The organism is Crossiella sp. NPDC003009 (genome assembly GCF_053591555.1).
The window spans coordinates 88,850-105,772 of sequence record NZ_JBSFUA010000008.1 but is presented as its reverse complement, the minus strand read 5'-3'; the positions used below and the strand labels follow the sequence as shown (position 1 = coordinate 105,772).

At 71.4% G+C, this 16,923-nt stretch carries 19 protein-coding genes and 1 tRNA gene; 9 read left to right on the top strand and 11 right to left on the bottom strand.

Annotation, left to right across the window (positions count from 1 at the left end; all coding sequences use genetic code 11):
* Positions 1-13: 13 nt before the first annotated feature.
* Positions 14-847, top strand: a complete 834-nt coding sequence (locus ACWDY5_RS11605) for an N-acetylmuramoyl-L-alanine amidase (protein WP_283662604.1) — start codon at positions 14-16, stop codon at positions 845-847.
* Between the two features lie 10 nt (positions 848-857).
* On the opposite strand, the gene ACWDY5_RS11600 is transcribed toward ACWDY5_RS11605, so the two are convergent.
* The 3 genes from ACWDY5_RS11600 to ACWDY5_RS11590 all read right to left on the bottom strand — a co-directional run bounded on the left by ACWDY5_RS11600 (position 858) and on the right by ACWDY5_RS11590 (position 2,440).
* Positions 858-1,253 (bottom strand): hypothetical protein, encoded by a 396-nt coding sequence (locus tag ACWDY5_RS11600; protein ID WP_283662603.1) that lies wholly within the window; start codon positions 1,251-1,253, stop codon positions 858-860.
* Positions 1,254-1,460: 207 nt separating this feature from the next.
* On the bottom strand, positions 1,461-1,664 hold the full coding sequence (locus tag ACWDY5_RS11595) for a cold-shock protein (protein ID WP_252483067.1): 204 nt from the start codon (positions 1,662-1,664) through the stop codon (positions 1,461-1,463).
* Positions 1,665-1,960: 296 nt separating this feature from the next.
* Positions 1,961-2,440: a hypothetical protein gene (locus ACWDY5_RS11590; protein ID WP_449722161.1), complete on the bottom strand. Its 480-nt coding sequence runs from the start codon at positions 2,438-2,440 to the stop codon at positions 1,961-1,963.
* 35 nt (positions 2,441-2,475) lie between these two features.
* Between ACWDY5_RS11590 and ACWDY5_RS11585 the strand changes: the two genes are divergently transcribed.
* On the top strand, positions 2,476-3,759 hold the full coding sequence (locus tag ACWDY5_RS11585) for a hemolysin family protein (RefSeq protein ID WP_449722160.1): 1,284 nt from the start codon (positions 2,476-2,478) through the stop codon (positions 3,757-3,759).
* A complete protein-coding gene (locus ACWDY5_RS11580) occupies positions 3,746-4,159 on the top strand; it encodes an ASCH domain-containing protein (RefSeq protein ID WP_449722159.1) in 414 nt (137 codons plus the stop codon). The genes ACWDY5_RS11585 and ACWDY5_RS11580 overlap by 14 nt, the downstream gene beginning before the upstream one ends.
* Before the next feature lie 4 nt (positions 4,160-4,163).
* On the opposite strand, the gene ACWDY5_RS11575 is transcribed toward ACWDY5_RS11580, so the two are convergent.
* On the bottom strand, positions 4,164-4,619 hold the full coding sequence (locus tag ACWDY5_RS11575; RefSeq protein WP_449722158.1) for a hypothetical protein: 456 nt from the start codon (positions 4,617-4,619) through the stop codon (positions 4,164-4,166).
* A 117-nt stretch (positions 4,620-4,736) separates the two neighbouring features.
* Between ACWDY5_RS11575 and ACWDY5_RS11570 the strand changes: the two genes are divergently transcribed.
* Both ACWDY5_RS11570 and ACWDY5_RS11565 read left to right on the top strand, forming a co-directional pair.
* Positions 4,737-5,261, top strand: a complete 525-nt coding sequence (locus ACWDY5_RS11570; protein ID WP_449722157.1) for a DinB family protein — start codon at positions 4,737-4,739, stop codon at positions 5,259-5,261.
* Between the two features lie 6 nt (positions 5,262-5,267).
* Positions 5,268-5,771: a DinB family protein gene (locus ACWDY5_RS11565; RefSeq protein WP_449722156.1), complete on the top strand. Its 504-nt coding sequence runs from the start codon at positions 5,268-5,270 to the stop codon at positions 5,769-5,771.
* A gap of 6 nt (positions 5,772-5,777) precedes the next feature.
* On the opposite strand, the gene ACWDY5_RS11560 is transcribed toward ACWDY5_RS11565, so the two are convergent.
* Both ACWDY5_RS11560 and ACWDY5_RS11555 read right to left on the bottom strand, forming a co-directional pair.
* Positions 5,778-6,071 carry a hypothetical protein gene (locus tag ACWDY5_RS11560; protein WP_449722155.1) on the bottom strand — a complete coding sequence of 98 codons (294 nt, stop codon included), beginning with the start codon at positions 6,069-6,071 and terminating at the stop codon, positions 5,778-5,780.
* 103 nt (positions 6,072-6,174) lie between these two features.
* Positions 6,175-6,248: transfer RNA gene (locus tag ACWDY5_RS11555), tRNA-Thr, on the bottom strand.
* Between the two features lie 168 nt (positions 6,249-6,416).
* On the opposite strand from ACWDY5_RS11555, the gene ACWDY5_RS11550 reads away from it, so the two are divergent.
* Positions 6,417-7,763, top strand: coding sequence for a hypothetical protein (locus ACWDY5_RS11550; protein WP_449722154.1), 1,347 nt, complete (start codon positions 6,417-6,419; stop codon positions 7,761-7,763).
* Between the two features lie 22 nt (positions 7,764-7,785).
* Here the strand turns inward: ACWDY5_RS11550 and ACWDY5_RS11545 are convergent, their stop codons facing one another.
* Positions 7,786-9,018, bottom strand: coding sequence for a glycoside hydrolase family 88 protein (locus ACWDY5_RS11545; RefSeq protein WP_449722153.1), 1,233 nt, complete (start codon positions 9,016-9,018; stop codon positions 7,786-7,788).
* Between the two features lie 50 nt (positions 9,019-9,068).
* Entirely contained in the window at positions 9,069-10,673 is a 1,605-nt protein-coding gene (locus ACWDY5_RS11540) for an L-lactate permease (protein WP_449722152.1), read from the bottom strand.
* 139 nt (positions 10,674-10,812) lie between these two features.
* On the opposite strand from ACWDY5_RS11540, the gene kduI reads away from it, so the two are divergent.
* The 3 genes from kduI to ACWDY5_RS11525 are packed head-to-tail and all read left to right on the top strand — an operon-like array spanning position 10,813 to position 13,175.
* Positions 10,813-11,643, top strand: a complete 831-nt coding sequence (gene kduI, locus ACWDY5_RS11535; RefSeq protein WP_449722151.1) for a 5-dehydro-4-deoxy-D-glucuronate isomerase — start codon at positions 10,813-10,815, stop codon at positions 11,641-11,643.
* Positions 11,644-11,652: 9 nt separating this feature from the next.
* Positions 11,653-12,420 carry a 2-dehydro-3-deoxy-D-gluconate 5-dehydrogenase KduD gene (gene kduD / locus ACWDY5_RS11530; protein ID WP_449722150.1) on the top strand — a complete coding sequence of 256 codons (768 nt, stop codon included), beginning with the start codon at positions 11,653-11,655 and terminating at the stop codon, positions 12,418-12,420.
* Complete coding sequence (locus ACWDY5_RS11525; RefSeq protein ID WP_449722149.1) at positions 12,417-13,175, top strand: IclR family transcriptional regulator; 759 nt, start codon at positions 12,417-12,419, stop codon at positions 13,173-13,175. The genes kduD and ACWDY5_RS11525 overlap by 4 nt, the downstream gene beginning before the upstream one ends.
* 3 nt (positions 13,176-13,178) lie before the next feature.
* On the opposite strand, the gene ACWDY5_RS11520 is transcribed toward ACWDY5_RS11525, so the two are convergent.
* From ACWDY5_RS11520 to ACWDY5_RS11510, 3 genes are read right to left on the bottom strand one after another with little or no spacing between them, the layout of a single operon-like run.
* On the bottom strand, positions 13,179-14,399 hold the full coding sequence (locus ACWDY5_RS11520) for a DNA polymerase III subunit delta' (RefSeq protein WP_449722301.1): 1,221 nt from the start codon (positions 14,397-14,399) through the stop codon (positions 13,179-13,181).
* A 26-nt stretch (positions 14,400-14,425) separates the two neighbouring features.
* Positions 14,426-16,426 (bottom strand): bifunctional MFS transporter/dTMP kinase, encoded by a 2,001-nt coding sequence (locus tag ACWDY5_RS11515; protein ID WP_449722148.1) that lies wholly within the window; start codon positions 16,424-16,426, stop codon positions 14,426-14,428.
* A gap of 52 nt (positions 16,427-16,478) precedes the next feature.
* The gene (locus ACWDY5_RS11510; protein WP_449722147.1) at positions 16,479-16,922 is read right to left on the bottom strand and encodes a hypothetical protein; all 444 of its coding nucleotides are present in this window, start codon (positions 16,920-16,922) and stop codon (positions 16,479-16,481) included.
* Position 16,923: the final 1 nt, after the last annotated feature.

The following is a 16,923-nucleotide window of genomic DNA, read 5'->3' as shown; positions in this document are numbered from 1 at the left end:
TGGGGTGATCGCCATGGCTCACGCACTCACCTGGATGGCCACCGTGCTCCGGCAAGCCGGGCTGTCCGTGCAGGAGGTGGCCGGCTGGCAGGACCGCGGCCACGGCAACGTCTCGGACATCCGCGGCGTGATGATGCACCACACGGCAGGTCCGGCGATCGGGAACTTCCCGTCCCTGGACGTGGTCGTGAACGGCAGGCCCGGCCTGGCCGGTCCGCTGTCCAACCTGGGCCTGGCCCGGGACGGCACCTGGTACGTCATCGCGGCCGGCCGCTCGTACCACGCGGGCGCGGGCTACGTCGCGTGGTGCGGCCGGGACAACGGCAACAACCACATCATCGGCATCGAGGCCGAGTCCACCGGACGCGGCGACTGGACGCAGGCGCAGCTCGACGTCTACCCGCGAGGGGTCGCCGTGCTGCTCCGCCACCTGCGACTGGCCGTCGACCGGGCGATCGCGCACAAGGAGTGGGCTCCTTCGCGCAAGATCGATCCGGCCGGGTGGCCCGGCGACATGACCGGCTTCCGGGCGGGAGTCGCGCAGTGGATCAACGGGGACCAGTTCCAGCAGTCCGACCGGGACCGGCTGATCCGATTAGAGACAGCCGTCGACGAGCTGCGTCGATGGCCCATGGGCGGCCCGCGGCTGATCCGGCATGAAGCGACCGGGTCGCAGTGGCTGTACGTGCCAGGAAGTGTGCTGGTCGCCCTGCAGGGAGAAGAGGACGTCGACTTCCACGGCAACCACCGGCTGGCCGGGCAGAGTGAGCCGATCGCGCTGGACACCGACTCGATCCGGCGACTGGCCGGGCTGGTGCCGCACGTGATCGGGGAGCTGCCCGCTTAGCCGGCAGGCGCTAGATCGCGGTGGCGAGCCTGGCGGTGGGCGCACCGGAGGGAATGCCGGCCTGCACGGTCGCGGTGAACAGCTGGGTCGCCCGGCTGGCGCGCACCGCGTAGACGGTGCCCGCGGACTGGATGACCACGGTGTGCCCCAGCCAGCCGCCCGAGTCGACGCTGGAGATCTGCGAGTAGAGCACGGCGAGGTTCCACCCGTCGCGACCGGCCGCCAGCACCCGGCGGTTGGTCGCGACCACCAGCACCGGCCCCACCCCGGAGAGCATCCCGGCCACCGCCGCACGGACCCGTTCACCCGCTCCGAGTAGTCCGTCGAGCAGTTGGGTGGCCTCGCCGTGGCGCAGACGGAGTCGCCGCGGTACGGCCGTTAGATGTTCTTCGAGGTCAGCACGCATGCGGGGAGTCTTCGCCTCGAAGCTCCGCTGCGTAATCACCCAAATGGGTGCACTTAGCGGAAGAAAACGGTTAACCGCAAGGGTGCGCTTGGGTGATCTTGCGCACGGAATCAATACAGTGGGTAGTTGATAGAGACACGAATGGCCCGCACCGAGTGGTGCGGGCCATTCGCCAGGTTGAACTAAGGAAGATCAGAACCGCGAAGATCAGACTGCGCGAACCTGGTCAGCCTGCGGGCCCTTCGGACCCTGGGTGATCTCGAACTCCACCCGCTGGTTCTCCTCCAGCGAGCGGTAGCCCTTGGCGACGATCGCCGAGTAGTGCACGAACACGTCCGGTCCGCCGTCGTCCTGCGCGATGAAGCCGAAGCCCTTCTCGCTGTTGAACCACTTGACAGTGCCAGAAGCCATTTTTCTCTCCTTGCAGGGCCGATCTCACGCCCAGGTTGGAGGCGTGGTCGCGGTCAAGATCCGCCCATTCCCCGAAGGGTTCGGCATACAAGAAAACCCGTGGTCATAAGCCCCACGGGCGCTCAAGGCAAAGCTGACTACGACTAGCAAAGCGTAGCGCAGAACCGCTCTCCCGAGGAGAGATCCACATAACGAGAGTGATCCAGAACACTACGGGTTCGTTATGGTCAGCGGAGAGTACGGAAGTACATCGGCTGTCCAGGTGAATCTTCCGCTTTAGAGCGTCTTACCCACAGTTATCGCACCGGTTCCAGCCAGGCCGGCACCGGCACGCCGCGGTCCCGGCAGACCACCAGCAGCTGCTCGATCAGCTCGGCCGCGGTGACCAGTCCCCACACCAGGACCACGCTCGGCTCGGCGTCCACCACCTGCCCGGCGGCCAGCTCGGCCGCTGCCGCGTCGCCGTCGGCCTCCAGCTGCACCGAGGCCAGCACCAGCGCCCGCGCCCGCTCCACCTCGGCGTCCACCGGGGCCGGGTCGGGCCGGGACTCCAGCCGCACGGCCAGCGTGCCCGCGATGTCCCAGCCGACCTCGTGCAGCATCGCGGTGGCCCCGCGCACCAGCACGTAGAGCAGCTCGACCAGCCGGTCCCGGCCGGCCCGCGCGTTCTCCGCCAGCACCTGCCTGGTCCGCTCCAGGTCGTGCGCCCGCAAGGCGAGCAGCAGCGCGACGGCCTGGCCGCGGGCCCGCGCGTGCTCGTCGGCTTCCGGGTGCATATCCCGCATAGTGCGCCACTACTGTGTTCGACACCATGGACGGTTACTGGCTCAACCTCGCGCTCGTCGCGTTCCTGATCCTGGTCAACGCACTGTTCGCGGGCAGCGAGATCGCGCTGATCTCGTTGCGGGAAGGGCAGTTGCGGCAGCTGGAACGGCGCGGTGGCCGGACCGCCACGGTGCTGCTGCGGCTGACCAGGGACCCGAACCGGTTCCTGGCCGCGATCCAGCTGGCGATCACCCTCTCCGGCGCGCTCGCCTCGGCCACCGCGGCGGTGACCCTGGCCCAGCCGCTGATCCCGGCGCTGTCCTTCGCGGGCACCGCGGCCGGTCCGCTGGCGGTGGCGCTGGTGACGCTGGTGCTGACCTTCTTCACCCTGGTCTTCGGCGAGCTCGCGCCCAAGCGGCTGGCCATGCAGTACGCGCACCGCTGGGCGATGCTGGTGGCCCGGCCGCTGGACCTGATCGCGAGCATCGCCCGCCCGGCGATCTGGGCGCTGAGCCGGTCCACGAACCTGGTGGTGCGCCTGTTCGGCGGCAACCCCGACGCCGGGTCAGAGCAGCTGAGCCCGGCGGAGCTGCGCGACCTGGTGGCCGGGCACCGCGGCCTCAACGCCGAGCAGCGGATGATCATCACCGGCGCGCTGGAGATCCACGAGCGGCTGCTCCGGCACGTGCTGGTGCCGCGCCGCGCGGTGGTCACCGTGGCGGCCGATGCCACCGTGGCGCAGGCCAGGTCGGTGCTGGCGGAGTCGGGGCACTCCAGGGCGCCGGTGGTCCGCTCCGGCCACCTGGACGACGTGGCGGGCATCGTGCACCTGCGCGACCTGCTCGATGACAACGGCACCGTGCTGGACGCTGCCCGCCCGGCGACGATCTTCCCGGACAGCCTGCGCGTCTCCGACGCCCTGCGTCAGTTCAAGGCCAGCCACCAGCAGTTCGCGCTGGTGGTCGACGAGCGCGGCGCGGTGGACGGCATCGTCACGCTGGAGGACCTGCTGGAGGAGATCGTCGGCGAGATCTACGACGAGACCGACCGGGACATCCTGTCCGTGCGCACCGAGCCGGACGGCTCCATGCTGCTGCCCGGCACCTTCCCGGTGCATGACCTGGAAGACCTCGGCGTCGAGCTGACCGACGCGCCGGAGGGCGACTACACCACCATCGCGGGCCTGGCGCTGATCGCGCTGCGCCGCATCCCCGACCAGCCGGGCGACCGGGTGGAGCTGGCCGACTGGGTCATCGAGGTAAAAGCGGTGGACCGGCACGCCATCACCCAGGTCCACTTGCGCCCCAAGACCAAGCATGGGGAGAACTGAGATGGCCTGGGACCGGTTGGACGGCCTGCGGGTGCTGGAACTGGGCACGCCCGGCGAGATGCGGGACTGGCTCAACGAGTGCGTGCTCAAGGGCGACAAGCGGGCCACCGCGGGCCTGCTGGTGGCCGACTACCAGGCCGAGGGCGAGCCGGTGGAGCACGTCGGCGAGCTGCTGGCGCTGGTGGACAGCGAGAGCAAGCGGATCGGCACCGCCGAGGTGACCAAGGCCGAGGTCGTGCCCTTCGCCGAGGTCAGCTGGGAGTTCGCCCAGGCCGAGGGCGAGGGCTTCACCTCGATCGAGCACTGGCGGCAGGTGCACGCCAAGTTCTGGACGGAGGCAGGCGCCGAGGTCGGGGACCAGACCGAGGTGGTCTGCACGCACTTCCGCCTGCTGCCCTGAGCGCTCAGCCCAGGCTCAGCAGCAGCGCGGGCACGAGCACCAGCAACGCCACCCCGAGCCGCCACGGCCAGGCCACCCCGGACGCGGTGGCGAAGGCGGCGACCAGGTACCCGAGAACCCCGTAGAGCAGCAGCAACACCGGCTGCGGCAGCGGCACGGACAACTCGGTCAGCACCCGGCCGACCGCCCAGATCCCGACCGGCCCGAGCAGCGCGATCCGCCACGCCTGCCCGACCCCGGCCAGGTGCAGCGCCAGCCAGGCCAGCCCCGCGCCGGCCACCACACCCAGCGGGAAGGCCAGCAGCGCCACGCCGAGGCAGTTGAAGCCCTGGTTGGTGCACAGCACCTGACCGGTGATCAGCGCGTTGACCAGCCACAACACCAGTCCGGGCAGCAACCCGGCCACGCAGGCGACGGTCAGCCTGCGCCCGGTCGGCTCGGTCACCGCGGCGGTGGTCACCACCCCAGCATGCCCCGCCGGAAAACGTCCCCAAACTTGGTGCGAAATTAGGACCGTAGCTGACCTATAGGGCTCATAACGTAGTCCCCAGCAGCCCAAACGAGGAAGGCAGATCCGATGACCAGCTCCGCACCGATCAGCACCGACACCACTCTGACCGGCGAGCGCGCCGACCTGCTGGAGACCCTGGGCAAGACCCGGTTCTTCCTCCGGCACACCGCGCAGGGGCTGACCGACGAGCAGGCGAACAAGAACACCACCGTCAGCGAGCTGACCATCGCCAAGCTGATCAAGCACGTGGCGAACACCGAGAAGGGCTGGGTCGACTTCATCCTGGAAGGCCCCTCGGCCATCGCGATGGACGAGACCGACTGGGCCGAGGCCTGGCACATCAGCGAGGCGGAGACCCTGGAGGTGCTGCTGGCCCGCTACGCCGAGATCGCCCAGCGCACCGACGAGCTGATCGCCACCCTGCCCAGCCTCGACCTGGCCCACCCGCTGCCCGAGGCCCCCTGGTTCGAGCCGGGCGCCGCCTGGTCCGCCCGGCGGGTCTTCGCCCACCTGATCGCCGAGACCGCCCAGCACGCCGGGCACGCGGACATCATCCGCGAGTCCCTCGACGGCCAGAAGTCGATGGGCTGACCCGGCATGACCACCCCGACGGGCGAGCGCGCCGACCTGCTCGACGCGCTCGCCAACGCCCGGAACTTCCTCCGCCTGACCACCCAGAACCTCACCGACGAGCAGGCCAGCCGGCGCACCACCGCCAGCGAGCTCACCCTGGCCGGCCTGATCAAGCACGTCGACAACGCCGAAGCGGGCTGGACCCACTTCATCCAGCACGGCCAGGAGGTGATGACCTGGGACGAGGAAGCCGGCGAAACCTGGACCGACACCTTCACCCCCAAGCCCGGCGAGACCCTGGCGGTGCTGCTGGCCCGCTACGCCGAAACCGCCCAGCGCACCGACGACCTCATCGCCACCCTGCCCAGCCTCGATGTGGCCCATCCCCTGCCTGAGGCCCCCTGGTTCGAGAAGGGCTCGTGGACCGCCCGCCGGGTGATCACCCACCTGATCGCCGAAACCGCGCAGCACGCCGGGCACGCGGACATCATCCGCGAGTCCCTCGACGGCCAGAAGTCGATGGGCTGATCGGACTCAGGCCGACCCCGCGCAGTGCCGGCACCGCTTGTCCGCCACCCGCGCGGGATTGTCCCCACCGGTCGCGGGAATCGCCTCGGCATTGCCCAGCCGCTCCCAGGCCCGCGGCACCCCTCGGATCTCGCCCCAGCCCCGGTAGTCCGGCGGGGCGTCGTGGTTGCAGGCGCCGGGCAGGTGCGCGGTGTTGGTCCGGCTCACCAGGATGAGATCCGGTTCGGTGCGCACCACGACCCGCCGCCGGGTGTGCGGACACTGGCCCACGGGCAGGTCACAACGTTCGCATCGCGCCATCGCTGAAGTCACCCCGCCATCTTCCGGATCACCCCGACAGAACCGGGCCCCGAACGGCAGAAGACCCAGGTCAAGTGCGCTGACCTGGGTCTTCTGCTCGCTGAGCCGCCTAAGGGAGTCGAACCCTTGACCTACGCATTACGAGTGCGTCGCTCTAGCCGACTGAGCTAAGGCGGCGAGACGCGGATCAGTGTAGCGCCAGGAAGTGCGTTACCCGCAGTACCCCCCGTCGTTAGGCTTTGCGTGACGCCGGTCTCATCGACCGCGTTGCCCGTGACGCCGCGAGGAGGACCCGGGCTGATGCGTGCACGCCGCCTATCCATTGTCTGTGCTCTGCCTGCTGTCGTGCTGCTCGCGCTGGGGCCGGTGGCCGGGGCGGCGCCGCCGCCGACCACGCCGGTGCCGGGGCCGGTGGATCCGAACCAGCCGCCGATCACCGATCCGAACGCGCCCAAGTTCCCGCCGTTGGTGGCTGATGCGGGGACGGGGCTGGGGATCATCCGGGTGTTGCCGGGGGCGGTGCAGACCAACTCGCCTGGGTTGACCGATGAGGATGAGCAGAAGCTGCCCAAGCAGGCCGTGGGTGAGCTGGGGCTGGGGCTGGCTTCGGCGCAGGTGAACTCGCAGGCGGTGCAGTTCTTCGAGCGGGCCATCGCGGAGTCCTCGCCGGCCGGGTTCGCGGTGAACGGGCGGGCGCCCCGGTTGCCGGGGTCGTTGGCGCAGATGGCGATTCCGGACAATCCGAAGCCGCTCACCGGTGGGCTGACGCCGCCCGCGTCGCCGCTGGACGCGCTGGTGAAGCTGGGGCTGCTCGAGGGCAGTGTGCACGCGCGGTGGGACGAGAAGCTCGGACCCTGTGTGGAGCCGATCTCGGATGCCCGGACTTCGCTGGCGAGCTTGTCGGCGGTGAACGTGATTCCGGCGGTTCCGGGGCTGTTGCCCGGTGGTGGGGCGTTGTTGCGGCTGCCGGACACGCTGAGTGCGCGGTCCACCGTTCGGCTGGTGGATGTGCCTGGGCGGCAGGGGAAAGCGGTGCAGGCGACCTCGACGGTGCAGGTGGCGAGCATCCAGTTGCTGGCCGGCACGCCGGGTGAGGTGCGGATCGACGTGGTCAGCGCGCCGAAGCTGGTGGCGACCTCGACGGGTGATGCCAAGACCTCGACGGTGAAGTACGAGGCTCCGGTGTTGCGGATCTCCCGTGGTGGCAAGGAGCTCGGCAAGCTGGACGCGGCGGCGCCGAAGCTGGATGTGCCGGTCAGTGGTCCGCTGCCGGGTGGGGATGCGTTGCGGCAGCTGGACATCGGCGTGTTGCGGCTGACCATCGCGCAGGTGAACGAGAAGCGGGACGGGGCGGCGGTGGGCGCGGTGGCGCGGCTGCTGGACGTCGCGCTGTTGCCCACGGATGCGTTGAAGCTGCCGGGTTTGCCGACCTCGCTGGTGCAGATCTCGTTGGGCGAGCAGGTGGTGCGGGCCGCGGCCCCGGCCGGTGGGTACGTGTGCAAGGCGGTGACGCCCGCGACGAGCTCGCCCGCACCCGCGCCGCCGCCGGCCCGGGGCAAGGACGCGCCGCCGCCGCTGGCCTACACCAGCGCGGCGTACTCGACGGTTCCGCTGCTGTGGACCGGGATGATCCTGTTGCTGTGCGGGGTGATCGTGGTCGCCGCGCTGCCCCGCCGCCGCCGGACCGGCTGACGGGGCACCGCGACCGGGAGGGTCAGAGGCCGATGGCCTTGGCGATCTCCCTGGGCTTGAGCACGCGGAGGATGGCCTCCATCAGGTAGTAGTCGCCGTAGGGCAGCGACACCTCGATGCCGTTCTCAGCGCGCCGGTTCTTGGTGCCGCGGGCCAGCACCGCGTCGTGCCGCTCCGACCTGGTGGTCAGGCAGGTGCGGGACAGCGCGTCCAGCACGGTCAGCGCCGTGCTCTGGTAACGCGGGTTGCCGGTGATCTTGGCCAGGTCCAGCAGCGCGCAGGCGGTGACCGCGCCCGCCGAGGAGTCCCTGATGTCGTGCGGCGCCAGCGGAGAGCGGTAGTCCCAGATCGGCACCGGGCTCTCCGCCAGGTACGGCAGCACGTGGTCGGCCATCCTGGTCGCCGCGGTGAGGAACTCGCGGTCCTTGGTGCGCCGGTAGGTGGTGGTGAACCCGTAGATCCCCCACGCCTGCCCGCGCGACCAGCAGGAGGCCGGGCTGTAGCCCTGCACCGTGTTCGGGCCGATCGCCGCGCCGCTGACCGGGTCGAAGTCGAACACGTGCGGGGTGGAGCCGTCCGGCCGGATGAAGTGCTTGATGGTGGTGCGGGCGTGGCTGGAGGCGATCTCGGCGTACTTGCCGTTCCCACTGACCTCGGTGGCCCAGTACAGCAGGTCCAGGTTCATCATCGTGTCGATGATGGTGCGGCCCGCGTTGCCGGTGGAGCCCAGCGAACCCCAGGCTCTGATGAACTTGCCCGCGGTGTTGTACCGCTTGCTCAGCGACTCCGCGGCCTGCACCGCGCCGTCCCGCCAGGAGGTCTCCCCGGTGAGCCGGTAGGCGGTGACCCAGGACGGGTAGAACAGGAAGCCCATGTCGTGGGTGCCGGTGTCCGGGATGCGCGGGGTCAGCCGCAGCGCGGCTTCACGGGCCCACTTCTCGAACTGCGGGTCCTTGCTGTCCACGAAGCCCAGCCAGAGCAGGCCGGGCCAGAAGCCGCCGACCCAGCCGCCGTCGTTGACCGGGATCCACTTCTCGAACTTGGTCTCCTCGGGGAACGTGGCCACGGTCGGCGCGGTCTTGCGCAGCTTGGCGACCGCGTAGTCCAGGGTCTGGCGCAGCCGGGCCGGGTTCGGCGCGAACGCCGCCTCCGCCGGGCCGCCAGGAGCGGCCAGCGCCGCGCCTGGCTGCATGGCCAGTGCGCCGGCGGTCGCCGCCGCGCCGGTGAGCAGCACACGTCGGGATAGCGCTGTCATCGTTGTTCCTCTCGGGGTTGCCTCACGGGGAAGGGGTGGCGCCCAGGGTCTTAGGGGCTGGGGACCATCCAGCCCAGCACGGGGGTCGACTGCAGGTAGCTGAGGACGCACATGGCCAGCAGCAGCAACAGGCTCCAGCCGAACACCCGGCGGAACAGGTCGCCCTCCTTGCCCACCAGGCCGACCGCGGCGGTGCCGATGGCCAGGTTCTGCGGCGAGATCATCTTGGCCATCACGCCGCCGGAGGAGTTGCTCGCGCCGAACAGGATCGGCGAGGCGCCGAGCTGCTGGGCGGCGGTGGTCTGCAACCCGCCGAAGAGGGCGTTGGCGCCGGCGTCGGTGCCGGTGATGGTGACGCCGAACCAGCCGACGATCGGGGACAGGAAGGCGAAGAACGCGCCGGTGCCGGCCAGCCACACGCCGAGGGTGATGATCTGGCCGGACAGGTTCATCACGTAGGAGAGCGCGAACACGCTGAGAATGGCCAGGATCGCCCAGCCGAACTGGCGGATGGTCCGGCCGTAGACGCGCAGCGCCGTCAGCGGGGAGATCCGCAGCACCAGCAGGGACAGCAGGCCGGAGACCAGCAGCAGGGTGCCGGTGGCCGAGCCGATGTTGAAGGTGTAGCTGGTGGAGACCGCTTTCCCACTGGCCGCGGCCACCTGCAGGCCCGGCCACTGGAACACCCAGGTGGCCTGGTTCAGCAGCGCCTTCACCGCGTCGAACTGTGCCAGCGAGAAGACCGCCACGATGATCGCGTACGGGGCGAAGGCGGTGGCCACCTCCCGCCGGGAGTCCGGCGCCGGCCGCTCGTCAGGGCCGCCGCCGACGGTCACCGGCACCGGCGCGGTGCGGCGCATCCGGGTCACCACCAGCACCGCGCCGACCGAGACGATCGCGGCGATGATGTCGCAGAGCCGGTAGGAGATGTAGTTGGAGACCACGAACTGGGCGAGGCCGAAGGACAGCCCTGCGGCCAGCGCCACCGGCCAGGCCTCGCGCAGCCCTCGCCTGCCGTCGACGATGAAGACCAGCAGGAACGGGATCAGCACGGCCAGGATGGAGACCTGCCGCCCGGCCATCGCGCCGTAGGCATCGGCGGACAGGCCGGTGACCGAGCTGAGCACCGTGATCGGGTTGCCCATGCCGCCGAAGGCCACCGGCGCGGTGTCCGCGACCAGGGCCAGCGTGGCCGCCTTGAGCGGGTGCACGCCAAGCGCGATGAGCATCACCGAGCAGATCGCCACCGGTCCGCCGCCCCCGGCAAGCGCTTCCAGCAACGCCCCGAAGGAGAACGCGATGACGATCGCCTGGGTGCGCGGGTCGTCACTGATCGAGCTGAACGCCCGGCGCAGCACCGCGAAGTGCCCGCTGTGCACGGTCAGGTGGTAGATCCAGATCGCGTTGAAGGTGATCCACAGGACCACCAGCACGCTCTGCCCCGCGCCGTAGGCGGCGGAGTTGAGCGCCAGCCCCAGCGGCATCGAGTAGCCGAGCACCGCGATCGCCAGCGACAGCGCCAGCGTGCTCAGCCCGGCCCAGTGCGCCTGCCAGCGGAAGACGCCGAGCAGCACGAGCAGCACCACCAGCGGCAGCAGCGCGAGCAACGCGGAGAGCAACAGCGACCCCGTGGGGTTCGGATCCTGCTGGTACACGGGGGCTGCCTCCTCGCCTGTTCGCGGACTTGTTCCGTTTGTCAGAACGGTGTTCCATGGCAAGCGGCCACATCGTGACACCGCCCAGTCCGAAACGTAAAGGGCCATCCAGCGCATAGGCCCACAGGGGAGGCAATTCATGCAGGTAAGGCACGCGACAAATCCCGCGCAAGTCGCCGGTTTCGACACCGAGCAGCTCCGCGCGCACTACCTGGTAGCGGATCTTTTCGAACCGGGACAGGTGCACACGGTGTACTCGCACGAGGACCGGACCGTGCTCGGCGGCGCCGTGCCGAAGCCGGGTGAGCCGCTCCGACTGCCCTCGGCCGACCCGCTGCGCGCGGAGAACTTCCTGGCCCGGCGCGAGTTGGCGGTGGTGGCGGTGCGCGGCGGCGGCACCGTGACCGTCGACGGCACGGCGTATCGGCTGGCGCATCGGGACTGCCTCTACGTCGGCCGCGGCGCGGTCGACGTCGTGTTCGAATCGGCGGAGACGGACTCCCCGCATTTCTACCTGTTCTCCACCCCGGCCCATACCAGCCATCCGACGGAATTGGCGCGGTTCACGGATGTGGACATTCTGGAATTGGGCGAGCCGCGGACCGCGAACGTCCGATCGATCCGAAAGTTCATCCATGTGAATGGAATCAAGTCCTGCCAGTTGGTACTCGGTATCACCACCCTCGCCGAGGGCAGCGTGTGGAACACGATGCCGCCGCACACGCACGACCGGCGCACCGAGTGCTACCTCTACTTCGACCTGCCCGAGGACCAGCGAGTGGTCCACCTGCTCGGTGAGCCGGCCGCGACCAGGAACCTGGTGGTGGCCAACGAGCAGGCGGTGATCTCGCCGAGCTGGTCGGTGCACAGCGGCGCGGGCACGCACGCCTACTCCTTCGTCTGGGCCATGGGCGGGGAGAACCAGGCCTACGACGACATGGACCCGGTCGCGCTGACCGAGCTGCGCTGAGGGGGCGGGGTGGACGGGGCAGTCCAGCGGTTGTTCTCGCTGCGCGGCCGGACCGCGCTGGTGACCGGCGCGCGCACCGGCATCGGCAGGGCCATCGCCAACGGCCTGGCCAGTGCCGGGGCCGACCTGGTGCTGCTGGGTCGCGGCGGTGACCTCGCCGAGGTGGCGGCCGAGATCCGAGGGCACGGGGTGCGTGCGCGCAGCCTGCTCGTCGATCTGTCCGATGTGGACGGTGTGCAGCGGGAGGTGGGCGCGCTGCTGGCGGAGCAGGAGATCGACGTCCTGGTCAACAACGCCGGCACCATCCACCGCCAGGCCGCCGTGGACGTGCCGCTGGCGGACTGGCGGCGGGTGCTCAGCGTCAACCTGGACTCGGTGTTCGCGCTCTGCCAGCTGGCCGGGCGGCAGATGGTGGCGCGCGGCTCCGGCAAGATCGTCAACATCGCCTCGCTGCTCAGCTTCCAGGGCGGCATCCTGGTGCCCGCCTACACCGCGAGCAAGCACGCGGTGGCCGGGCTGACCTCGGCGCTGGCCAACGAGTGGGCCGCGCACGGCGTGCAGGTCAACGCGATCGCGCCGGGCTACATCAGCACCAGCAACACCGCGGCGCTGCGCGCGGACCCGGCCCGCGAGCCGGCCATCCGGGCGCGCATCCCGGCCGGGCGCTGGGGCGATCCCGATGACCTGGTGGGCGCGGCGGTGTTCCTGGCCTCGCCGGCCTCCGACTACGTCAACGGGCACGTGCTGGTGGTCGACGGCGGCTGGATGGGCCGGTGACCGAGGGCCCCGGCGGTGCGGTGGAGAAGGCGCTGGCGGTGCTGGACGCGCTGGCCGAGCACAGCAGGGTCACCGAGCTGGCGCGGGCCACCGGGCTGCCCAAGTCGACCGTGCACCGGGTGCTGCAGACCTTGGCGGAGCAGGGTTTCGCGCTGGCGGACCGGCAGGGCAACTACCTGGCGGGGCCGAAGGTGCTGGCGCTGGCCGGGCGGGTGCTGCAACGGCTGGACCCGGCCAGGCGGGCCCGGCCCGCGCTGGCCGCGCTGCAGGGCGAGACCGGCTGCGCGGTGCACTTCGCCATGCTGCTGGGCGCGGAGCTGGTGTACGTGGACAAGGTCGAGGGCGACAAGCCGTACCGAATGGCCTCCAGGGTCGGCATGAGCTTGCCGCTGCACTCCAGCGCGATCGGCAAGGCGGTGCTGGCCGCGCTGCCCGAGGTGGAGCTGGCCCCGCTGCTGGGCCGGTTGCGGCTGGCGGCGCGCACGCCCAGGACCGCGGTCAGCCCGGCCGCGCTGCGGGACCGGCTGGCCGGGGCGCGCGCCACCGGGTTCGCGGTGGACGACGAGGAGAACGAGCCGGGGGTGCGCTGCGTCGGCGCGGTGGTGCGCGACCACACCGGCGCGGTGGTCGGCGGGGTCAGCGTGTCCGCGCTGGCGCTGGAGCAGGAGCTGGCCGAGTTGGTGGCGCACGCGCCGAGGGTGCTGCGGGCGGCCAGGGAGGTCTCCGCGGCCTTCGGCGCTCCCGAGCCGGGATGAGCCTCAGCCGTGGTACAGCGTGGTCACCATGGCCTCGATCGCGATCCGCGGCTTGACGTTGAGGCCCAGCGCCTCCCGGCAGGACAGCACCGCCTCCAGCCGCCGCAGGGTGGCCTCCGGCGTCCAGCTGGCGGCCGCGGTGCGGATGTCGGCGGCGCGGTCGGGGTGGTTGAGCGGCACCTCGGCGCCCAGCCGCGCGGTGAGCACGTCCCGGTAGAACCCGGCCAGGTCGACCAGGGCCAGGTCGAGGGCGTCCCGCTGGGTGCGGGTGGCCCTGGACTTCTGCCGCTTCTCCAGGTCCTTGAGCGCGGACTTCGCGCCGCGGGCCGCGGCGGCCACGCCCTTGCCGGTGCCGCCACCGCCGAGCGCGGTCTCCAGCGCGTCCCGCTCGGCGCCGTCCTTGGCCTCGCTGACCGCGGCCGCCTCCGACTCGGCCGCCTTGACCAGGTCGTCGGCGCTGGTGAACACGTCGTTGGGGCGGCGAAGGCCAGTGGGGATGCGCAGCACGGACTCCCGGCGGGCGCGGGCCTCCGGGTCGGTGGCCAGCCTGCGGGCCCGGCCGACGTGGCCGCCGCAGACCGAGGCGGCCCAGGCGGCCAGGTCGGCCGGGATGCCGTCGCGGCGGCGCAGCACGTCCTCGATCGCGGCCACGGTCGGCGTGCCCAGGGCCAGCACCCGGCAGCGGGAGCGGATGGTGACCGAGACGTCCTCCGGGTGGTCCGAGGGCGCGCAGAGCAGGAACACGGTCCGCGACGGTGGTTCCTCGACCGCCTTGAGCAGCGCGTTGGCCGCGCCCTCGGTGAGCCGGTCGGCGTCCTCGATGATCACCACCTGCCAGCGGCCCGCGGTGGGGCGGCGGGCGGCGATCTGCACCAGCGCGCGCATCTCGGCCACCGCGATGGACAGCCCCTCCGGCGCCACCACCCGCACGTCGGCGTGCGTGCCGCTGAGCACGGTGTGGCAGGGGCGGCACTGGCCGCAGCCCCAGATCCCGTCGCCGCTGGGCTGCGCGCACTGCAGGGCGGCGGCGAAGGCGCGGGCGGCCACCGAGCGGCCGGAGCCGGGCGGGCCGGTGAACAGCCAGGCGTGGGTCATCGAGCCCGGCTGGACCGGACGGCCTTCGACCAGGTCAGCGGCAGCGCGCGCGGCGGTGGCCAGCACCAGGGCCACGCCGGGCTGGCCGACCACGTCGCCCCACACCCCGCTGGTCGGCGCCTGCTGGATGTCCTCTCGGGTGAGCGTCACGGGTCCTATCCTGCCCCGGCGGCCGACAATCCCGGTTCTGGCGTGCCTTGCTGGCGGTTGGCCAGCACCGGGCGGACCGCCTCGCGCACCCGTTCGGCCACCTCCTCAACCCCGCCGCCGGCCTCCACCACCACGTAGCGGTCGGGTTCGGCGGCGGCCATCTCGGTGAGCAGCCGGTGCATCCGCCATGGCTGTTCGGCCAGGTTCGCCGAGGGGGTGGCCGGGTCCTTGTCCAGCAGCACGGTGACATCGGCGGCCAGCCTGCCGGTGGAGAACTCGGCCAGGCCCTCCAGCTCGGCGGCGTCCATCCCGGCGCTGGCGCCCAGCTCGGCCAGCGGGCCGTGCACCGACCGCTCCAGGACCACCACCGCGCCGGCCGCCAGCGCGGGCTTGACCACCTGTTCCACCAGATCGGCGCGGACCGCGGCGGACATCAGCACGTGCGCCCTCGGGCTGTGCAGCCCGGCCTCGGCCAGCAGCCGCCGCTCCTCCACCGCGGGATCGGCGGCCAGCACCACCTCCTGGCCCTCGGCGCGCAGCCACTCGGCCAGCCGCTGGGACTGCGCGGAGGTGTCGGCCACGGTGTCGCCCTCCACCGCGATCAGCAGCCCGCTGCTGCGGCGCTGGCGGCGCAGCACGGACATCAGGTCGGACAGGATCGGCCCGCTGCGCCGGTCGTCCATCTGCCGGTAGGCCACCACGCCGAGCACCGCGGCGATGATGCCGGCGCCGAAGAGGATCGGCCGGGTGCCGTCCACGGCGACCTCCGCGCCGAAGATGTGCCAGGTGCGCGGCGGCAGCAGGCCGACCAGCACCGGGACCAGCGCCATCGAGCCCATCAGCACCAGCCGGACCAGGGACTGCATGAAGGCCACGGTGCGACCGCGGATGGCGTCCTCGACCTTGGCGCCGATGATGGTCATGCCGGTCAGGAAGGCCACCCCGGCGGAGGCGCCGACGCCGAGGACGGTGAGCAGCGCCAGCCACAGGTGCGGGGCCAGCGCGACCAGCAGCAGCACCGCGCCCGCGCCGACGATGGCCGCGCCGAAGAGCCGGTTGTGCGGGATGCGCTGGGACAGCTTGGGCGCGATGACCATGCCGCTGCCCAGGCCGAGGAAGATCGAGACGAACAGCAGGCCGTAGCTGGCGTCGCCGCCCTTGAGGCTGACCGCGTACAGCTTGGCGCAGGCGATCACCGCGCCACCGGCGGTGAAGGCGCCGGCGATGCCGATCACCAGGCCGCGAATCAGCGGGGTGGTGCCGACGAACCGCAGGCCGTCCCTGACCAGTGCGAGCACGCTGGCCCCGCGCGCCTGCTCCGCGCCGGAGCCGGCGCGGCCGGAGATCTCCGGGATGCGGGTGGCCACGGTGATCGCGGTGGAGAGGTAGATCAGCCCGTTGAGCACCAGCGCGAAGTAGACGATCTGGGTGGGGGTCAGCGGCAGGAACAGGGTCGGGCCGAGCACGGTCAGCGCGGTGAACAGGCCGGAGGCGGTCACCACGGACACGCCGTAGGTCATCACCATGGACAGCTGGTTGGCCGTCTCCACCTGGTCCGGCCGACGCAGCAGGTTGGGGATCGAGGCGTCCTTGGCCGGCACCCAGAACAGCGTGCACAGCTCCAGCAGGAAGGTGGCCACGAACAGCCACCACAGCGAGCCGGCCAGCGGGATGCTCAGCAGCACCAGGCAGCGCAGCACGTCGCAGACCACCATCAGCCTGCGCCGGTCGAACTTGTCGGCCAGCGCCCCGGCCAGCGGGGCCAGCAGCAGCGCGGGCAGCAGCTTGATCGCCACCACGCCGCCGAAGGCGAAGCTCTGCGCCTGGTAGCCGGTGGTCAGGTTGGTGGCAAGCGCGGTGGTGGCCAGCAACGCGAGCCAGTCGCCGACGCTGCACAGCGAGTTGACCGCCCAGAGCCTGCGGAACGGGCCGATGGCCAGCACGCTGCGCACCCGGTGCACGGTCGAGGCCGAAGACTCGGCTGGTTCCTGCCGGATCCTGCTCACCTCGCTCGCGCTGGCGTTCACGTCCCCGAACGGGGCCCAGGGTAGCCGGGAGCTAACTGAAGAGGCCGGAGAACCAGCTGATGAAGCTGGACAGGAACGCGTACACCAGCACCAGCGTGAGCAGGATCAGCGCGAGGAAGACGAGGGTGGCCGGGGTGATGCCACCGGCGGGCATGGCCCGGCGCATGTCCGGCAGGCGGGGGCGCGGGATCCGGGCCTTGGGCACGAACCGGCGGCGCGGCAGCGGATCGACCTGCTGGTGGAACGGGGTGGCCTGGGCGTAGCCGGGCGGCCGGGTGGCCCCGTCGGCGCTGAGCGCGGCCTCGATCGCGGCGCGCAGCTGTTCCGGGTCGCCGGGTGCCGACGGCACCTCGGCCCTGGTGGTCGTCGGCTCCTCCCCCGCCGGGTTGCGGGGTGGGAGCAGCGGGTCGGACATCGGCGGCAGGGGCGACGGGGACTGCGTGCCGTCACCACCGGAGAGCGCGTCCTTGGCCACG

Bases quoted from the DNA above. Each gene is read 5' to 3' on its own strand.
- ACWDY5_RS11605 (WP_283662604.1), top strand. From the start codon at position 14: ATGGCTCACGCACTCACCTGGATGGCCACCGTGCTCCGGCAAGCCGGG.
- kduI (WP_449722151.1), top strand. From the start codon at position 10,813: ATGCAGGTAAGGCACGCGACAAATCCCGCGCAAGTCGCCGGTTTCGAC.
- ACWDY5_RS11580 (WP_449722159.1), top strand. From the start codon at position 3,746: ATGGGGAGAACTGAGATGGCCTGGGACCGGTTGGACGGCCTGCGGGTG.
- ACWDY5_RS11565 (WP_449722156.1), top strand. From the start codon at position 5,268: ATGACCACCCCGACGGGCGAGCGCGCCGACCTGCTCGACGCGCTCGCC.
- ACWDY5_RS11600 (WP_283662603.1), bottom strand. From the start codon at position 1,253: ATGCGTGCTGACCTCGAAGAACATCTAACGGCCGTACCGCGGCGACTC.
- ACWDY5_RS11560 (WP_449722155.1), bottom strand. From the start codon at position 6,071: ATGGCGCGATGCGAACGTTGTGACCTGCCCGTGGGCCAGTGTCCGCAC.
- ACWDY5_RS11570 (WP_449722157.1), top strand. From the start codon at position 4,737: ATGACCAGCTCCGCACCGATCAGCACCGACACCACTCTGACCGGCGAG.
- ACWDY5_RS11545 (WP_449722153.1), bottom strand. From the start codon at position 9,018: ATGACAGCGCTATCCCGACGTGTGCTGCTCACCGGCGCGGCGGCGACC.
- ACWDY5_RS11590 (WP_449722161.1), bottom strand. From the start codon at position 2,440: ATGCACCCGGAAGCCGACGAGCACGCGCGGGCCCGCGGCCAGGCCGTC.
- ACWDY5_RS11585 (WP_449722160.1), top strand. From the start codon at position 2,476: ATGGACGGTTACTGGCTCAACCTCGCGCTCGTCGCGTTCCTGATCCTG.
- ACWDY5_RS11595 (WP_252483067.1), bottom strand. From the start codon at position 1,664: ATGGCTTCTGGCACTGTCAAGTGGTTCAACAGCGAGAAGGGCTTCGGC.